Below are 15496 nucleotides of genomic sequence, written 5' to 3' on the forward strand. Positions count from 1 at the left end.
CTCACGGCCATTCGACGCCCACCGTGATCCCGGTGCGGAGCCGTAGCCCACGACGTCCGCGCCTACCATGATCCCGGTGCGGAGGGGAAGCTCACGACCGTTCGACGCCCACCGTGATCTCGTTGCCGAGCCGGTGCCCCATCAGCAGCTCCAGGTCGTCACCGCTCCAGAACTTCCCCGGGTCATACCAGTTGGGCCGGCGCCCCCCGGGCAGCAGGCCCATCTCCTCGTACGTGACCGCCACCACCTCGGCGCAGTACGCGCTCTCCAGCGTCTCCTCCCGGCGCCGGCGCCGTCGCGGCAGCCGGCCCCTCGCCCAGCGGGCGGCCAGGCGGGCCGTGGAGGGAAACGGGGTGCCGTCGAGCCGGGCCACCGTGCGCAGGGCCGCGTCCTCCATCTCGGGCGTCGCCTCCGGTTCGAGCTGGCGCAGCCAGGGTCTCTGGCCGTAGCGGCCGACCCACGTGGTGACCGCGTCGCGCAGGTCGTGCAGCTGCACGCCGCGCTGGTACGTGCCCGACCACAGGTCGAGCAGCGACTTGCCCAGTTCGGCGTGCCACATCATCGGCGGCAGGTCCTCGGTCACGATCGCCATGCCCACGTGGTTGACCGGGCTGTTGGTCATCGTCTGGATGGCGCGGTCGGGCACCGAGCGCCCGCGGAAAATCCACAGATCGCCGGTCCTCGTCACCCTTACGGCCTCGTCGAGAGTCAGCACACCGTTAGCCTAGGCACATGCGCTGGTGGAAGATGCTCGGTCTGGCGGGAATCATGGGCGTGGCGGCCACGGGAGTGGTGATCGCGCGTGCCGAGCGCCGCCGCCGGGCCTACACGCCCGAGGAGATCAGGGTCCGGTTGCGCGAGCGCGTGCAGGACTCTCAGCCCGAGGGGCGCAGGTCGTAGACGAAGACCACGTCCGGGTAGGCCGGGTTGTCGTTGTAGCCCTGCACGGCGCCCTGGTAGGCCCGCTGGTAGTTGACCACCCACGGGATCGCCGCGGCCGCCCGCTGGTCGAGCACCCGCTTCGTGGCCTGCTCGTACACCCGCTGCGCCGCCGGCCGGTCGGTCACGGTCAGCTCCGGCACGGTGTCCAGCTGCGCGTCCAGGCCCTGGTCGCGCAGGTAGGCCAGGTTGAAGACGGGCGGGTTCCCACTGTGGAAGACGTTGCCGAAGTAGGAGTAGCCGTCGGCGTAGTCGGGCCACCAGTACATGACGAAGATGTCCTGGCCGCGCTTCTTGCCCTGCTCCCACTGGGCGGTCCAGGGCATCGCCCGGGCGTCGATCGTCACGTTCAGCGGCTTGAGCGCGGCGGTGAGCTTCGTGGCGAGCAGGTGCCAGTCGGTGTCGCCCTCCCCGTACGTCAGCCGCAGCCGCAGCGGCCGCCCGCCGGGGCCGTACCCCGCCCTGGTCAGCAGCTCCGCCGCGCCCGCCAGGTCCTGCCGGGGGACGCGGCCCGGCACGTACCCCATGAGCCCTTCGGGGATGATGCCGCTGGCCGGTGAGACCGCGCCCTTCAGGTCCTTGATCAGGCCCTGGTAGTCGACGGCCTTCTGCACCGCGCGGCGCACGCGGATGTCCTTCATGGGGCCGTTCGCGGTGTTGAACAGCAGCATCGCCGTCTGGAACGACGCCCGCTCGGAGGTGCGCACGCCCGGCGCGGTCGAGGCGGCGGCGAACAGGCGCGGGTTCAGCCGCGCCACGAAGCTCACCTCGCCGCGCTGCAGCAGCCGCCACGCCCTGTCGGGGTCGGGCACGACGCGGAACTTGACCGTGTTGTAGTGCGGCCGGCCCCACCCTCCCCAGTACTTGTCGTACGCGCTGAGGGTGAGCTCCTCCTCCTTGCCCTTCTGCCACTTCGTCACCGTGTACGGCCCCGAGCCCGCGTCCCTGCCCGCCGCGAAGAACTTCCCGAGGTCGGGCGCCGCCTGCGTGTCGTAGATGTAGGCCGCGTACGTGGAGGAGGCCACCAGGTCCAGCGGGACGGGGTACTTCAGCGCGAACGTCACCGTCGTGGGGCCGTCGACCCTGATGGAGGAGACGGAGTCCCAGATGTAGGAGGCGCCCGTCTTGGCGCTCATCGTGCGCTCGATCGACGACTTGACCGCCGCGGCGTCCAGGGGCCTGCCGGTGTGGAAGGTCACCCCGGAGCGGAGGTTGAACGTCCACGTCCGGCCGTCGGGCGACGAGCGCCACGACGTGGCCAGCCTGGGGCTGGACTTCTTGGTGACCGGGTTCCAGAAGGTGAGCGTCTCGTAGATGTTCTGGAGGGCGACGATCTCGTTGGAGTAGGACTTGGAGGGGTCCCATTCGGTGACGATGTCCAGGTTCTCGACGTAGACGAACGGGGACTGCCCGGACGGCGCCTGCGGGGACTCCGGAGGCGGTGAGCAGGCCGCGAGGAGTATGAGCGCGGCGGCCGCTGCGACACGACGGCGCAACGCATCTCCCTCTGTCGGCGATGTACTCGGGAAACCTACTCCAAGATCGATGGGATCAACGCCCAGGTGTCCAAAAGTCCCGAAAAATTGGGCATTTTGATGATCCAATTGCTATCCTCTGAGCTTGTCCCGTCCGGGGTTGCCAGCAGGGGACCGACCGGAGTGAGGTGTCATGGGTCGTAGCCGAACGATCCGCATGAAGATCATCGGACTGCTACTCGTGCCACTGGCCTCCATGGTGGTCTTGTGGGGGGTCATCACCGCCGTCACCGCCACCGAGAGCTTGGAGCTGCGTCAATACAAGACACTCTGGACGAACCTCCGTCTTCCCGCGTACAAACTGATCAGCGAGATCCAGCGTGAACGCCTAGTCTCGGCCAGGCTCCTGCGTAGCTCGGGGGACAAATCCGCCGTCGCCACGCAGCGCACCCGCACCGACGCCGCCAGTGACGCGTTCAGGCAGTTCTCCAGCAAATCCAAGGACCGATCGGAAGAGATCCGCACACAGGTGGACGCGGTGTACACGCAACTCGACAGGCTCGATGCGATCCGAGGCGAGATCGACACGGGTCTGTCCGACCGTCTGCACACTGTGGAGGCCTACAGCGCGATCAACGACACGCTCTTCGGCCTGCACAAGCGGGTCGCGCTGATCGACGACATCCCGATCTACGAGCAGTCGCGCATCGTCATCGACCTCGGGTACGCCAAGGAGCTGCTCACCAGGGAACAGGCCGTCGCGTTCGGGCCGACCCAGCCCGCCGAGCGCCGGCTGTTCACGGAGCTCGTCGGCAACCGGCGCTTCCTGCTCGACCAGTCGCTCAACGAGCTCGACCCGAGCCTGCGCGACCAGCAGGTGGCGCTGATCACCTCCCCCGCCTACCAGCGGATGCGGATCATGGAGGACCAGATCATCGCCGGGCAGGCGCCGCGGAGCTGGCTCACCCTCACGGAGGGGCTGTCCAAGTCGTTCCAGGAGTCGCTGATGCGGGCCAGCGCGGCGCTGAACACGCGGACCGAGCCGATCGCCGACCAGGTGCTGTCCAGGGCGCTCCTGCTGGCGGGCACGGCGCTGGGGCTGGTGGTCGTGTCGATCGCGTTCTCGCTGCGCATGGGCAACCGGCTGTCGAAGGAGCTGGGCGCGCTCCGGCTGGCCGCGCTGGAGGTGGCCCAGGAACGGCTCCCCCAGGTGGTCGCCAAGCTCCGCAAGGGCGAGAAGGTCGAGATGCCGGAGCTGTCCGTGGCGAGCACCACGGTCGAGATCGACGACGTGGGCCAGGCGTTCTCCACCGTCCAGCAGACGGCCGTCGAGGCCGCGGTCGGCCAGGCGCAGCTCAGCGAGGGCGTCGGGCACGTGTTCCGCAACCTGGCCAGGCGCAGCCAGACCCTGCTGCACCGCCAGCGCATCCAGCTGCAGGACATGCAGCACCGGGCCACCGACCCGGACGCGCTGGACGACCTGTTCAAGCTCGACCACCTGACCACCCGCATGCGCCGCCACGCCGAGGGCCTGATCATCCTGTCGGGCGCCACCCCCGGCCGCGGCTGGAGCCGGCCGGTGCCGCTGCTCGACGTGGCCCGTGGCGCGTCCGCCGAGGTGGAGGACTACCAGCGGGTCACCGTCGAGCCGATGTCCGGCCAGCGCCTGGCCGGACCCGTGGTCGGCGACGTGATCCACCTGATCGCCGAGCTCATCGAGAACGCCACCGTCTACTCGCCGAAGCACACTCCGGTCATCGTGCGCGGCGAGGTGGCGGCCCGCGGCTTCGTCTTCGAGGTCGAGGACCGCGGGCTCGGGATGAGCGCAGAGGAGCTGGCCGAACTCAACGAGCGGCTGGCCAGCCCACCGGAGTTCGACCTGGCCGACAGCGACCGGCTCGGCCTTTTCGTCGTCTCCCGCCTGGCCGCCAGGCACGACATCCGCGTGACGTTACGCGGTTCACCATATGGAGGGACCACCGCGATCGTGTTGATCCCGGAAGAGCACGTGGCCGAGCCCGAACCGGAGGCCCACGTGAAGGAACCCGCTCGACCCATGCGGGTGGTGCGAAGTGAGTGACGAGCGCTGGCTGGACGAGGACGCCGGTCCTATCGTCCCGGCCTACCTGCTGACGAGGGGCCGTACGGTCCCCGCGAGCGAGGCCATCGACCTCATCGCGGTGATCATCACGGCCGGCGGCCTGGCGCCGCCGATGGGCCTGGGCCCCGAGCATCTGATCATCATGCAGAAGTGCACCAAGCCGACCCGCCTCGTGGACGTCGCGGCCGAGCTGAACCTGCCCATCGGCGTGGTACGGGTGCTGGTCGGTGACCTGCACGCGCAGCAGCTCGTGCAGGTCGAGCACCCGCCCCCCGCACCCGACGCGAAGGTGCTGCTCGAGGTGATCAGCGGCCTGAAGGCGCTGTGACCGTCGCGCGGTTGAGGCGACCGTACACGGCCGCGAAGAGCGCGGCCGTGCCTCCGGCCAGGGCTGCCGTCCCGAAGACCCACTGGTAGCCGCCCACGCCCGGCTGGGCGGCCAGGATGGCGGCGATGGCCGCGCCGGCCGTGCTGCCGCCCACGATGCGTACGAGCGCGTTCACGCCCGCCGCGAGGGCCGTCTTGCCGGGGTCCACGTGCTCCACGGCCATGGTGCCCAGCGCCGCGTAGCCGACGCCGAGGCCGATGCCCATCAGCGAGGTCGCCACGTACAGGTGGGCCGGGCTGGTGTGCGCGACCACCAGCCACAGCCCCGCCAGCGCCGTGATCGCCGACCCCGCCGCCACCATGGACGAGGCCCGGAAGCGGCGCATGATCCGGCCCGCGAACAGCGAGATGACCAGCATGAAGATCGTGCTCGGCAGCAGGAAGAAGCCCACCTGGAGGGTGGAGGCGCCGAAGCCGTAGCCGGTCCCCACCGGCACCTGGGCGAAGCTGGACATACCCGTCATGAGGGTGAAGAACGAGAACCCGAGCAGCATCGAGGCCACCGTCGCGCCGACCGTGCCCCGGTGGACCAGCATCGCCATCTCCACCAGCGGCTCGGCCACCCGGCGCTCGACCACGACCCAGACCGCCGCCAGCACCGCCGCGGCGGCGAACAGGCCGAGCACGCCCGGCGAGGTCCAGCCCCACGAGCCGCCCTCGCTGATGCCCAGCAGGAGCGCGACCAGCCAGGCGGTCATCAGCGCCGCGCCGGCCAGGTCGGGACGGCCCTTGGGGCCCGCCGGGGCGCTGTCCTTGACGAGCACGGCCACGATCGCGACGGCCACCAGCGAGATGCCGGCCGTGATCCAGAAGACCAGGTGGAAGTCGCCGGACGCGAGCCCGGCCAGGATCATCCCGCCGCCGCTCCCGAACCCCATCGTCGCGCTGATCACCCCGATGCCGGTCGCCAGCTGCTCTCTGGGCAGCACGTCGCGCGCCACCCCGATCGACAACGGCACCAGCGCGGCCACGGCCCCCTGGAGCACCCTCGCCACCATCAACCATTCCAGCGAGGGCGCCAGCGCCGCCATGACCGAGCCGGCCACCAGGAGGCCCAGGGCGCCGAGGATCATGGGGCGCCTGCCGTACATGTCGCCGAAGCGCGACAGCAACGGCGTGGCCACCGCCGCGACCAGGAGGCTCAGCGTGAGCGTCCAGGTCACGGAGGAGAGCGGGGCGTGCAGCTCCCGCTGCAGCACGGGAAGCAGCGGGACCACGGCGGTGTTCTGGAGCGCGGCGATGGAGGCCGCGAAAGCCAGCGCGACCACCCCGGGCCAAGGGTTTCTGGTGGACGTCGTACGTGCCGCGGACGCCACGATTGTCGCCATGTCGGCTCCTTTAGCTAACTTAGGTAAGTAACAGGGAACGATAATACATACGTAAGTTAGGTAAGCAAATCGGTATGGACGAAGATCTCAACAGGACGGTGTCGGCGTTCCGCTCAGTCGTGGACGCGCTGAACCGCGCCAAGACGCATGAGCGCCTGACCGAGGCCGCCGGCGTCCGGCTCGACCGGCCCGACGTGAAGATCCTCGTCCACCTGCTGGACGCGCCCGAGCCGCGCAGGATCGGCGCGATCGCCGAGGCGCTGCAGGTGGAGAGCCCTCACGTGACGAGGCACGTCGCCGCACTGGAGCAGCGCGGGCTGGTCGAGCGGGTACGCGACCCCGACGACGGCCGGGCCTGGCGCATCGCGCTGACCGAGGAGGGGATCGAGGTGGCGGGCAGGTGCCGCCGAGTGACCACCGACCTGTTCGAGGGCGCGCTCGCGGGCTGGCCGGCGGAGGACCGGGCGGAGCTGGCCAGGCTGATGGGCAAACTCTCGGGCGACCTCTGCGCCCACCTCAAGAACCTCGTCAGCTGAGCAGCACGTCCTCGGCGCGGTGGCAGGCGACCTGGCGGCCGCCCAGGTCCCTGAGCGCGGGCGGCTGCTCGCACTCCGGCGCGGCCAGCGGGCAGCGCAGCCGGAACGGGCATCCGGTCCGGGCCGGCACTGCCTCCGTCCTGCCCTTGGCCTCGGGCGGGGCGCCGCCCAGCTTCGGCACGGCGTCGCGCAGGGCGCGGGTGTAGGGGTGGGCAGGCTTGGCGAGCAGCTCGCTGGTCGGCCCCGACTCCACGACGCGGCCCGCGAAGAGCACGTGCGCGGTGCGGCACAGCCGGTCCACGACGGCGAGGTTGTGGGTGATGAGCAGGCGCTCGGTGTCGAGGGAGGCCAGCAGGTCGAGGATCCTGGCCTGGACGGTGACGTCGAGGGCGCTGGTGGGCTCGTCCAGGATGAGCAGGCGGGGGTCCACCGCCAGGGCCCTGGCGATCACCACGCGCTGGCGCTGGCCGCCGGAGAGCTGGTGGGGGCGGCGGGTGGCCACGTCGGGGTCCAGGCCGACCTGTTCGAGCAGGTCCTTGACCCGGTCCCGCGCACCGCGCGGCAGGGCCTCGGCGACCGAGGCGCCGATGCGCATCCTGGGGTCGAGGGCCTCGGCCTGGAACACCGGCTGGACGTCCTTCCGGAACTTCCGCATGTCCACTTTTTTCAGTGTTTGGTCGCCGTACCAGATATTTCCGGACATGGGGGTGAGGAGGCCCAGGAACGCGCGCGCCAGGGTCGTCTTGCCCGAGCCGCTCTCCCCGATCAGTCCGACGCCGCCCTCGATGATGTCGAGGGTCACGTCGTGCACGACCGGGGTGCGGCCGTAGCCGAGCGTCACCCGCTCGGCCCTGAGCATGGTCACGGCAGCGCCTCCAGCAGCTCGCGCGTGTACGGATGGGACGGCTCGGCCAGCACCCGCGCGGCCGGCCCCGACTCCACCACCGCGCCGTCCTTCATGACCAGCACCCGGTCGGCGATCGTCGAGACCAGGGCCAGGTCGTGCGAGACGAGCAGGAGCGCCAGCCCCCGCTCCTCGCGCAGCCTGCGCAGGACGCCGACCACCTCGGCCTGCACGGTCACGTCCAGCGCGCTCGTGGGCTCGTCGGCGAGGATCACCTCGGCGCCCAGGGCGATGGCCAGCGCGATCGCGAAGCGCTGGGCCTGACCGCCGGAGATCTCGTGGGGGTAGCGGCGCAGGATCTCGCGGTCGAGCAGGACCGCCTCCACGGCCTCCCCCATGATCTCCTCCGGGGGCGTGCCCGCGGAGTTGCCGACGCCGTGGAGCTTGAGGGCGCGGCGCATCAGCACGCCGAGGCGGGTGGCCGGGCTGAGGGCCGCCTGCGGCGACTGCATCACGAGCGCCACCCTGGCGCCCCGGATCTCGCGGAGCCTGCGGGGCGACGCTGTGAGCACGTCGACGCCGCACACCCGTACATGACCTGAAATTTCGGCATCTGGGGTGAGGCCCAGCAGCGACATCAGCGTGGTCGACTTGCCCGAGCCGCTCTCCCCCACGATCGCGACGCACTCGCCCTCGCGCACGTCCAGCTCCGGCACGTCGGCCACGACGCGCCCGCCGTAGCGCACCCGCAGGTCGCGCACCTCGATCATCTGACCGCCCTCGTGTTCATGGTCGCGGCCGCTTCGGCACTCGTTGGCTTCGCGCTCTCCTGCCGAGCTCCTCCGCTCCGGGGGTCCAGCGCGTTGCGCAGCCCCTCGCCCAGGACGTTGAACGCGAACGCCGTCACCAGGATCGCCAGGCCGGGGAACGTGACCACCCACCAGTTCGTGGTGAAGAGCGTCTGCCCCTGCTGCACCATCAGCCCCCACTCCGCCGTCGGCTCCTGCGCGCCCAGCCCCAGGTACGACAGCGCCGCCGAGGTCAGGATCACGCCGCCCGCGTCGAGCGAGAGCTGGACCAGGACGGGCGTGAGCGAGTTCGGGAGGACGTGCCTGAGGATGATCAGCGGGGCGGGCACGCCGAGGCACCGGGCGGCGTCCACGTAGCTGCGGGTGGCGATCGAGGCCGCCACGGAGGCCGCCAGCCGGGTGTACCAGGGCCACCACGTCACGGCGATGGACAGGATGACCGTGTTCACGCTGGGCTGGAGCACCACGGCGAGGGCCAGGGAGAGCAGCAGCGCGGGGAAGGCCAGGAAGACGTCCGTGATCCGCATGATCACGTCGCGGATCCAGCCGCCCGCGTACCCGGCGACCACGCCGAGCGTGACCCCGATCCCCGCCGACACGGCCAGCACGGCCACGGCGATGAACAGGGAGGTGCGCCCGCCGTACAGCACCCTGGTGAGCACGTCCCGGCCGACCTGGTCGGTCCCGAACCAGTGCGCGGCGCTCGGCGGTTGCAGGTTCTCCAGCGGCTTGACCTGGTCCACCGGGTACGGCGCGAGCCACGGCGCCAGGATCGCGGCCAGGACGACCAGCACGATGAGCACCGCCCCGAACGCGGCGAACCGGTCGGGGATCCGGGGCAGGAAGCCGCGCCGCAGCGGCGCCTCGACGCTCGTCATCGCTGCCTCGCTCGCGGGTCGACGAAGCCCTGGAGGATGTCCACGACCAGGTTGGCCAGCACGTACACCAGGGCCACCAGGAGCGTGACGCCCGCGATGGCCGGGGTGTCCAGCGACTTGATCGACTCGGCGGCGTAGCGGCCCAGGCCGGGCCAGTTGAAGACCGCCTCGACGAGGAAGCCGTTGACGATCGCGTACGCGAAGACGAGGGCGATCAGCGACAGGACCGGGTTCAGGGCCGGCCGGAGGGCGAACCTGGTCAGGATGGACGTCTCGCCGAACCCGAGCGCGCGCTCCAGCTTGGAGTGGTCCTGGCCGGACTCCTCGATGAGCGCCGCCCTGGTCATCTGGGCGATCACGCCCGTGGGGTAGGCGGCCACGACCAGCGCGGGCAGCACCAGGTGCTGGAGCGTGCTGGTGAAGATGGGCCAGTTGCCGGTGATGAGGGCGTCGACGATCGTGATGTTCGTCCAGAGGGTGAGGGGGCTGGTGGTGTCGAGCGAGGAGTCGTACTCGCCGGCGATCGGGAACCAGCCGAGGTTGCTGGCGAAGACCGTCTGGAGGGCCAGGGCCAGCCAGAAGACGGGTACGGAGACGGCCAGCATGCTGCCGAACCGCACCCCCAGATCCGGAAATTTCGCCTTATAGCGGGCGGCGAGCACTCCGACCGGAATGCCCACGACGACCGCGATGACCAGGGCCGTGCCGACCAGCTCCAGCGAGGCGGGGAAGGCCACGTACAGGTCGTCGAGCACGGGCTGCCGGGTGCGCAGGCTGACGCCCCAGTCGCCGGTGAGCAGGTCGCGCACGTAGTTGAGGAGCTGCACGGGGATCGGGTCGTCGAGCCCGAACTGCCTGCGCGCCGCGGCGAGCTCCTCGGGCGTGGCCTTCGGCCCGGCGAACGCGACCGCCGGATCCCCCGGCACCAGCCGCATCACGACGAACGTGAGCACGACCACGCCGGACACGACCAGGAGGGCCTGGCCGAGCCGGCGGGTCAGGTAACGCGACATGGTCAGCTTGCGCGCTTCTTGAGGTCGTAGAAGAAGACCACGTTGGGATAGGCGGGGTTGTCCACGTACCCTTCGACGTCGGACGTCAGCGCGCGCTGGTAGGTCTGCACGTACGGCACGGCCACCGCCGCCTGGTCCTGGATGATCTTCTTCTGCAGGTCCTTGTACGCCTGGTCGGCCTTGAGCTGGTCAGTGGCCGTGAGCTGCGGCAGCGCGTCGATCGCCGTGTCGATGGCGGAGTCCTTCAGGTACGACAGGTTGAACTGCGGCTTGTCGGCGCTCTTGAACACGTTGACGAACCAGGAGTAGGCGTCCGGATAGTCCGGGTACCAGTACATGACGAAGATGTCCTGGCCCTGCTTCTTGCCCAGGTCCCACTGCGCGCTCCAGGTCATCGGCTTGGCCTGCAGCGTCACGTTCATGCCCTTGAGCGCCGAGCTGAGCAGCGTGACCAGCAGCTTCTGGTCGTCGTCGCCCTGCGCGTAGGTCATGGTGAGCTTGAGCTCGGGGTTGTCCGGGCCGTAGCCGGCCTCGGCGAGCAGCGCCTGCGCCTTGGCGAGGTCCTGCTTGGGCTCCATGTCGTTGGTGCGGCCGAGCAGGCCCTGCGGCACCAGGCCGTTGCCCTTCTGGCCGGAGCCCTTCAGCGCCGCCACCAGGCCGTCGTAGTCGATCGCGTACTGCAGGGCCTGCCGGACCTTGACGTCCTTCGCCGGCCCGCTCGCGGTGTTGAACAGCACCAGCAGGTTCTGGAACGACGGCGAGGAGGCGGTCTGCACGTTCGGGGTCGTCCCGGCCTGCTGGAAGAGCTGCGGGTTCAGCCGCTGGACGAAGTTGACCTCGCCCTTCTGCAGGAGCTGCCAGGCCGTGGTGATCTCGGGGGTGACGCGGTAGGCGACCTTCTTGTACTGCTCCGGCTTCCAGCCGCCCCAGTAGCCCTCGTACGCCTTCAGCGTGAGCTCGGTCTCCTTGCCCTTCTGCCAGGAGTCGATCGTGTACGGGCCCGTGCCGGCGTCCGACTTTCCGTCCTTGTCCACGGCGTTCACGTCGTAGATGTAGGCCGCGTAGCCGGAGGAGGCCACGAGGTCGAGCGGGGTGGCGTACTTGAGCGTGAACTTCAGCGTGGACGCGTCCACCGCGTCGATCGTCTTGACCGCGTCCCAGATGTAGGCGGCGCCGCCCTTCTTCTCGATCGTCCGCTCGATGGCCTTCTTGGCGGCCTCGGCGTCGAGCGTGGCGCCGGAGTGGAACTTGACGCCCTGCCGCAGCTTGAACGTCCACTCCTTGCCGTCGTCCGCCGAGGTCCACTCGGTGGCCAGGCGCGGCTCGGCCTTCTTCTCCTGGGAGTTGTACCTGGTCAGGCCCTCATAGATGTTCTGCATGGCGACGATCTCATTGGAGTACGAGGTCGCGGGGTCCCAGTCGGTGACCACGTCGAGGTTCGGCACGTACACGAACGTGCTGTCGTTGGCCTGCGCGGCCGAGGAGGCCGCCGGTTGGCTGCTGCCGCCGCTCTCCGCCGGCTTGGGGGTTCCGCCGGCCCCGCGCACCTGACCGCCCGCGCACGCGGACGCGGTCAAGGCCAGGACTCCGGTGACCCCGGCGACGAGCAGACGCTTGTGCCAGCGCATGAAGGGGGGATCCTTTCGGTATGTCACCGGGCGAGTGGTCCGGCGGCTTTGACGTGTACCCGCACGGCGGGCTCGGAGAGGTAGCTCAGCGGCACCTCGAGGAGGTCCACGATCTCTACGCCGGAGGGATCCGCCCCCGCCGCGACGGCTCGCGCCGCCGCCTCCTCTTTAGCCCTTTCGATCGCTTTTGACCGGCTATCTCCCGCAGGCAAGATCGTATCCACTCTGCCACTCGCCAGTGCGATGGCGGCGCCCACGGCGTTGGCCACTTCGGCGTGCTCGGGACGGACGACCCGGCTCGCGCCGGGGACGGCGTCGGGCAGCAGGAAGGCCCCGCCACCCACCGCGACCAGGGGTCTGTCCGTTTTGCCGAGAGCCATCCTGTCCACGGCGTCGATGACCATCCCGTCCGCGATGGCCACCGCTCTTTGCAGGGTGTCTGCCATTCTTTCCGACATGTCACCCGAGCCGTGCGCCCGGACGGCGGCCTCGATGCGCTCGCGCCACCCGGCCGCCCCGTCCGGGGTCCGGCCCGCCGCCACGGCCGCGTCGGTCATCGTCACCGTGGAGCCGCCGAACACGAGCGCCTCCTCGACGATCCGGTAACCCACCGAATCGGGGCCGATGCCCGGGTTGCGAACGACCGTGCCGCCGCCGAGCGCGATGGCCAGGATGTCGGGCATGCGGAAGTTGGTCAGCACCCCGCCGATCTCGACCGCCGCCGCCGACTCCCTCGGGAAGCCGCCGGCCAGCACGCCGAGATCGGTGGAGGTGCCGCCGACGTCCACCACGATCGCGTCCGCCACGCCCGACAGGTACGCGGCGCCGCGCAGGGAGTTCGCCGGGCCGGAGCCGATCGTCGAGACCGGCAGCCGGGCGGCGTGCTCCAACGTCATCAGCGTGCCGTCGTTCTGCGCCAGGTACGGCTTCGCGCCCAGGCCGCGTTCGGCCAGCGCGGTGACCAGGGCCTCGGTCACGTGGGCGGCGACGCCGTACAGGGCGGCGTTGAGCACGGTGGCGTTCTCGCGCTCCAGCAGCCCGAGCGAGCCGATCTCGTGGCTCACCGAGACCGGCAGGCCGTACTCGGCCTTGATCAGCTCCTCGACGACGCGCTCGTGATCGCCGCTGGCCGGGCTGAACACGCTCGTGACCGCCACCGCGTCGGCCTCCAGGCCGTCCAGGAAGCGGCGTACGGCGTCGAGCCCCGGCGGGCCGATCTCGCGGCCGTCCACGTAGTGGCCGCCGGGCACGACGGCCTCCCCCGCCGAGACGGCCGCGCGCAGGTCGCCGGGCCAGCCGGAGAGCGGCGGGACGGAGGTGGTGGCGGGCGCGCCGAGCCGCAGCACGGCGACGCGGCCGAGGTTGCGGCGTTCGAGGATGGCGTTGGTCGCGTGCGTGGTGCCGAGCATGACCCGGCCGATCCGCGCGTGCCCCTCTCCCAGCTCGGTGAGGACCGCGTCCAGGGCTGCCCGCAGCCCCTCCGTCACGTCGGGCGTGGTCGGCCGCTTGGCCTTGGCGATCACCCGGCCGTCGGCGTCGAGCACCACCGCGTCCGTGTTCGTGCCGCCGACGTCGATCCCGATCCGCAGGTCAGCCATGCGCCGTCAGCTCCTCGACGGGAACGTAGTCCAGGTCGTAGCCGAAGGCCCGCGGCCCGGCCGTCTCCAGGCCCTTGGGGGTGCGCCAGAGCGGGTCGCACGGCCAGGCGAGCACCGTGACGCGCTGGCCGTACCTGAGCCCCTCGGTCTGCACGGCGGCGGCCGTCTCGGTGTCCACGACGGTGATGAGGTCGGGCACCATGGCCCGCACCCGGCCGTCCTCCAGGGCGACCAGGTTCTCGTTCTGCAGCTCCAGGGTGAGGCGGCGGCCCCGGTCGTCGCCGGTGCCCTCGATCGTGGCCGTCCCCCTGACGAACCCGCCCGTGGTGCGCCGCTCCACGTCCGTCAGCTTGCCGGTGATCAGCCGGACGGCGCCCAGGCTGCCCTGGAGCGCGCCGAGCGGGTCCGCCGCGCCCTCCGTGGCCCTGCCGATCTCGATGGCGCGGGTCACCGTGCCCTCGATGACCGCGCCTCTGGCCCGTACGGTGGTGAGAACGTAGTCGGCCATCAGCGCGGACGAGCCCGCGGCCACGCAGACCGCCCTGGCCAGCCGTTCCGACCAGAGGCCGTCGACGGGGCGGATGGTCACCACGTTGCCGACGATGTCAGACATGATCACCAGGTCGGCCGGGAGCCCCGCCACGTACATCGACACCATCTGGACCTCGGGGAAGGCCCGCCCCATGCCGTCGGCGTCGAGCAGCGGCAGGCCGAGCCGGGCGGCCCAGGCGACGGGCGCGACCCCGTTGGAGCCGCCGATCTCGGAGGACATGATCGCGCTCGGGGGACGGCCGAAGAGGCGTTCGATCTCCTCGGCGATGCGCTTGGGCTCGTCCGCGCTGTGGATCATCTCGTGGCTCACGGTCGGGGCCCCGATGCCGGACAGCGGCACGATCAGCGCGTCGTCGTCCAGCTCGTCCAGGCCGATCAGCGGGACCTCACCGTGCTCGCGGACGGCCCCGACCGCCGCCAGCGATCCGGTGCGCACGTCACCGCCGCCCCCGGTGCCCAGGACGGCGCACCCGCGGGCGAGCGCCGGAATATCGCTCTCGTCAATACTCATATGGCGACACAACCAAGCACACTTCATCTCATTTAGCCAGTCCAGGGCATGTGCTGGCGTCCGCACCGCGGCCCTTGATACACCTGAGGTCGGAACGGGAGGGCACATGCGGATTTCGGTGGCCGCCGACAGCACGGACGGGGTGGCCGAGCGGGTCGTGTCGGAGCTGCGCAGGCGGGGGCACGAGGTGGTCACCCACGGCGCGCTCAGCGAGGAGGAGCGCGACGACTGGGCGTGGGCCTCCGAGCTGGCCGCCCGCGACGTACGCGAGGGGCGGGCCGACCAGGCCGTGGTCTGCTGCTGGACCGGCACGGGCGCCTCGATCGCGGCCAACAAGGTGCCCGGGATCCGCGCCGCGCTGTGCGTCGACGCCTACACGGCCGACGGGGCCAGGAAGTGGAACGACGCCAACGTGCTGGCGCTCAGCCTGCGGCTCACGTCCGAGGTGGTGCTCGACGAGATCCTCGACGCCTGGCTGGCGGGACGGCCGAGCGCCGACTCCGCCGACGTGGCGAACATCTCCCACCTCGACGAGATCTGACTAACCTGTATGGGCATGCCGAACTTACACTGTACGCACTGCGGTGAGGAGGGGCTCGAGGCCGGGTTCATCCGAGACTCGGGCGAGAATTCTCCGGGCTTCGCCAGATGGGTCGAGGGCGCGCTGGAGCGCGGGATCTTCGGCGGCGCCAAGCTGATGGGCCGGCCGAAGTGGGAGATCGACGCGTACCGCTGCCGATACTGCTACCACCTGGAGCTTTTCGCGCCCCGCCGCGCCTGAACGCGACCTCGGTAGCGGTGAGGTCTTTCGGGCGGCGCCGCCCCGTGAACGTGACCGGTCGCGACCGATCCCGGCCGGGAGGCGGAAATCGTCGGCACCGCCGTTTAGGGTGCTTG

General features: G+C 70.6%; 16 protein-coding genes. 6 read left to right on the forward strand and 10 right to left on the reverse strand.

Going from position 1 to position 15496, the window contains the following annotated elements; translation table 11 throughout:
- Positions 1-91: 91 nt before the first annotated feature.
- Positions 92-712, reverse strand: a complete 621-nt coding sequence (locus H4W80_RS24840; RefSeq protein WP_225965234.1) for a hypothetical protein — start codon at positions 710-712, stop codon at positions 92-94.
- Between the two features lie 20 nt (positions 713-732).
- On the opposite strand from H4W80_RS24840, the gene H4W80_RS24845 reads away from it, so the two are divergent.
- The gene (locus H4W80_RS24845) at positions 733-900 is read left to right on the forward strand and encodes a hypothetical protein (protein ID WP_192787296.1); all 168 of its coding nucleotides are present in this window, start codon (positions 733-735) and stop codon (positions 898-900) included.
- Here H4W80_RS24845 and H4W80_RS24850 read toward each other — a convergent pair.
- Positions 876-2435, reverse strand: coding sequence for an ABC transporter substrate-binding protein (locus H4W80_RS24850; protein WP_192787297.1), 1560 nt, complete (start codon positions 2433-2435; stop codon positions 876-878). The two genes, H4W80_RS24845 and H4W80_RS24850, sit on opposite strands and share 25 nt — an antisense overlap.
- A gap of 196 nt (positions 2436-2631) precedes the next feature.
- Here H4W80_RS24850 and H4W80_RS24855 point away from each other — a divergent pair, with 196 nt between their 5' ends.
- Together H4W80_RS24855 and H4W80_RS24860 are read left to right on the forward strand one after the other, a co-directional pair.
- A complete protein-coding gene (locus H4W80_RS24855; RefSeq protein ID WP_192787298.1) occupies positions 2632-4494 on the forward strand; it encodes a sensor histidine kinase in 1863 nt (620 codons plus the stop codon).
- On the forward strand, positions 4487-4843 hold the full coding sequence (locus tag H4W80_RS24860) for a DUF742 domain-containing protein (RefSeq protein ID WP_185067699.1): 357 nt from the start codon (positions 4487-4489) through the stop codon (positions 4841-4843). The genes H4W80_RS24855 and H4W80_RS24860 overlap by 8 nt, the downstream gene beginning before the upstream one ends.
- Here H4W80_RS24860 and H4W80_RS24865 read toward each other — a convergent pair.
- On the reverse strand, positions 4821-6230 hold the full coding sequence (locus H4W80_RS24865) for an MFS transporter (RefSeq protein WP_192787299.1): 1410 nt from the start codon (positions 6228-6230) through the stop codon (positions 4821-4823). The two genes, H4W80_RS24860 and H4W80_RS24865, sit on opposite strands and share 23 nt — an antisense overlap.
- Positions 6231-6304: 74 nt before the next feature.
- On the opposite strand from H4W80_RS24865, the gene H4W80_RS24870 reads away from it, so the two are divergent.
- Positions 6305-6766 (forward strand): MarR family winged helix-turn-helix transcriptional regulator, encoded by a 462-nt coding sequence (locus H4W80_RS24870; RefSeq protein WP_192787300.1) that lies wholly within the window; start codon positions 6305-6307, stop codon positions 6764-6766.
- On the opposite strand, the gene H4W80_RS24875 is transcribed toward H4W80_RS24870, so the two are convergent.
- From H4W80_RS24875 to H4W80_RS24905, 7 genes are read right to left on the reverse strand one after another with little or no spacing between them, the layout of a single operon-like run.
- The gene (locus H4W80_RS24875; RefSeq protein WP_225965235.1) at positions 6759-7625 is read right to left on the reverse strand and encodes an ABC transporter ATP-binding protein; all 867 of its coding nucleotides are present in this window, start codon (positions 7623-7625) and stop codon (positions 6759-6761) included. The two genes, H4W80_RS24870 and H4W80_RS24875, sit on opposite strands and share 8 nt — an antisense overlap.
- A 2-nt stretch (positions 7626-7627) precedes the next feature.
- Positions 7628-8380, reverse strand: a complete 753-nt coding sequence (locus H4W80_RS24880; protein ID WP_192787302.1) for an ATP-binding cassette domain-containing protein — start codon at positions 8378-8380, stop codon at positions 7628-7630.
- Entirely contained in the window at positions 8377-9297 is a 921-nt protein-coding gene (locus H4W80_RS24885) for an ABC transporter permease (RefSeq protein ID WP_192787303.1), read from the reverse strand. Before H4W80_RS24885 ends, H4W80_RS24880 begins: the two co-directional genes overlap by 4 nt.
- Complete coding sequence (locus H4W80_RS24890) at positions 9294-10310, reverse strand: ABC transporter permease (RefSeq protein ID WP_192787304.1); 1017 nt, start codon at positions 10308-10310, stop codon at positions 9294-9296. The genes H4W80_RS24885 and H4W80_RS24890 overlap by 4 nt, the downstream gene beginning before the upstream one ends.
- Positions 10311-10312: 2 nt before the next feature.
- On the reverse strand, positions 10313-11938 hold the full coding sequence (locus H4W80_RS24895; RefSeq protein WP_192787305.1) for an ABC transporter substrate-binding protein: 1626 nt from the start codon (positions 11936-11938) through the stop codon (positions 10313-10315).
- 23 nt (positions 11939-11961) lie between these two features.
- Positions 11962-13536: a hydantoinase/oxoprolinase N-terminal domain-containing protein gene (locus H4W80_RS24900; RefSeq protein ID WP_192787306.1), complete on the reverse strand. Its 1575-nt coding sequence runs from the start codon at positions 13534-13536 to the stop codon at positions 11962-11964.
- On the reverse strand, positions 13529-14599 hold the full coding sequence (locus H4W80_RS24905; RefSeq protein ID WP_192787307.1) for a DUF917 domain-containing protein: 1071 nt from the start codon (positions 14597-14599) through the stop codon (positions 13529-13531). Before H4W80_RS24905 ends, H4W80_RS24900 begins: the two co-directional genes overlap by 8 nt.
- Before the next feature lie 106 nt (positions 14600-14705).
- On the opposite strand from H4W80_RS24905, the gene H4W80_RS24910 reads away from it, so the two are divergent.
- Positions 14706-15140, forward strand: a complete 435-nt coding sequence (locus H4W80_RS24910) for an RpiB/LacA/LacB family sugar-phosphate isomerase (protein ID WP_192787308.1) — start codon at positions 14706-14708, stop codon at positions 15138-15140.
- A gap of 15 nt (positions 15141-15155) precedes the next feature.
- The gene (locus tag H4W80_RS24915; RefSeq protein WP_192787309.1) at positions 15156-15380 is read left to right on the forward strand and encodes a hypothetical protein; all 225 of its coding nucleotides are present in this window, start codon (positions 15156-15158) and stop codon (positions 15378-15380) included.
- The last annotated feature ends 116 nt before the right edge of the window (positions 15381-15496 follow it).

It is taken from the genome of Nonomuraea angiospora (assembly GCF_014873145.1).
Taxonomy (GTDB): Bacteria; Actinomycetota; Actinomycetes; order Streptosporangiales; family Streptosporangiaceae; genus Nonomuraea; species Nonomuraea angiospora.

Excerpts from the sequence above, each read along its gene's own strand:
- H4W80_RS24900 (WP_192787306.1), bottom strand. The coding sequence starts at position 13,536 with ATGGCTGACCTGCGGATCGGGATCGACGTCGGCGGCACGAACACGGAC.
- H4W80_RS24855 (WP_192787298.1), top strand. The coding sequence starts at position 2,632 with ATGAAGATCATCGGACTGCTACTCGTGCCACTGGCCTCCATGGTGGTC.
- H4W80_RS24870 (WP_192787300.1), top strand. The coding sequence starts at position 6,305 with ATGGACGAAGATCTCAACAGGACGGTGTCGGCGTTCCGCTCAGTCGTG.
- H4W80_RS24845 (WP_192787296.1), top strand. The coding sequence starts at position 733 with ATGCGCTGGTGGAAGATGCTCGGTCTGGCGGGAATCATGGGCGTGGCG.
- H4W80_RS24915 (WP_192787309.1), top strand. The coding sequence starts at position 15,156 with ATGCCGAACTTACACTGTACGCACTGCGGTGAGGAGGGGCTCGAGGCC.
- H4W80_RS24890 (WP_192787304.1), bottom strand. The coding sequence starts at position 10,310 with ATGTCGCGTTACCTGACCCGCCGGCTCGGCCAGGCCCTCCTGGTCGTG.
- H4W80_RS24885 (WP_192787303.1), bottom strand. The coding sequence starts at position 9,297 with ATGACGAGCGTCGAGGCGCCGCTGCGGCGCGGCTTCCTGCCCCGGATC.
- H4W80_RS24880 (WP_192787302.1), bottom strand. The coding sequence starts at position 8,380 with ATGATCGAGGTGCGCGACCTGCGGGTGCGCTACGGCGGGCGCGTCGTG.
- H4W80_RS24910 (WP_192787308.1), top strand. The coding sequence starts at position 14,706 with ATGCGGATTTCGGTGGCCGCCGACAGCACGGACGGGGTGGCCGAGCGG.
- H4W80_RS24905 (WP_192787307.1), bottom strand. The coding sequence starts at position 14,599 with ATGAGTATTGACGAGAGCGATATTCCGGCGCTCGCCCGCGGGTGCGCC.
- H4W80_RS24895 (WP_192787305.1), bottom strand. The coding sequence starts at position 11,938 with ATGCGCTGGCACAAGCGTCTGCTCGTCGCCGGGGTCACCGGAGTCCTG.
- H4W80_RS24875 (WP_225965235.1), bottom strand. The coding sequence starts at position 7,625 with ATGCTCAGGGCCGAGCGGGTGACGCTCGGCTACGGCCGCACCCCGGTC.
- H4W80_RS24865 (WP_192787299.1), bottom strand. The coding sequence starts at position 6,230 with ATGGCGACAATCGTGGCGTCCGCGGCACGTACGACGTCCACCAGAAAC.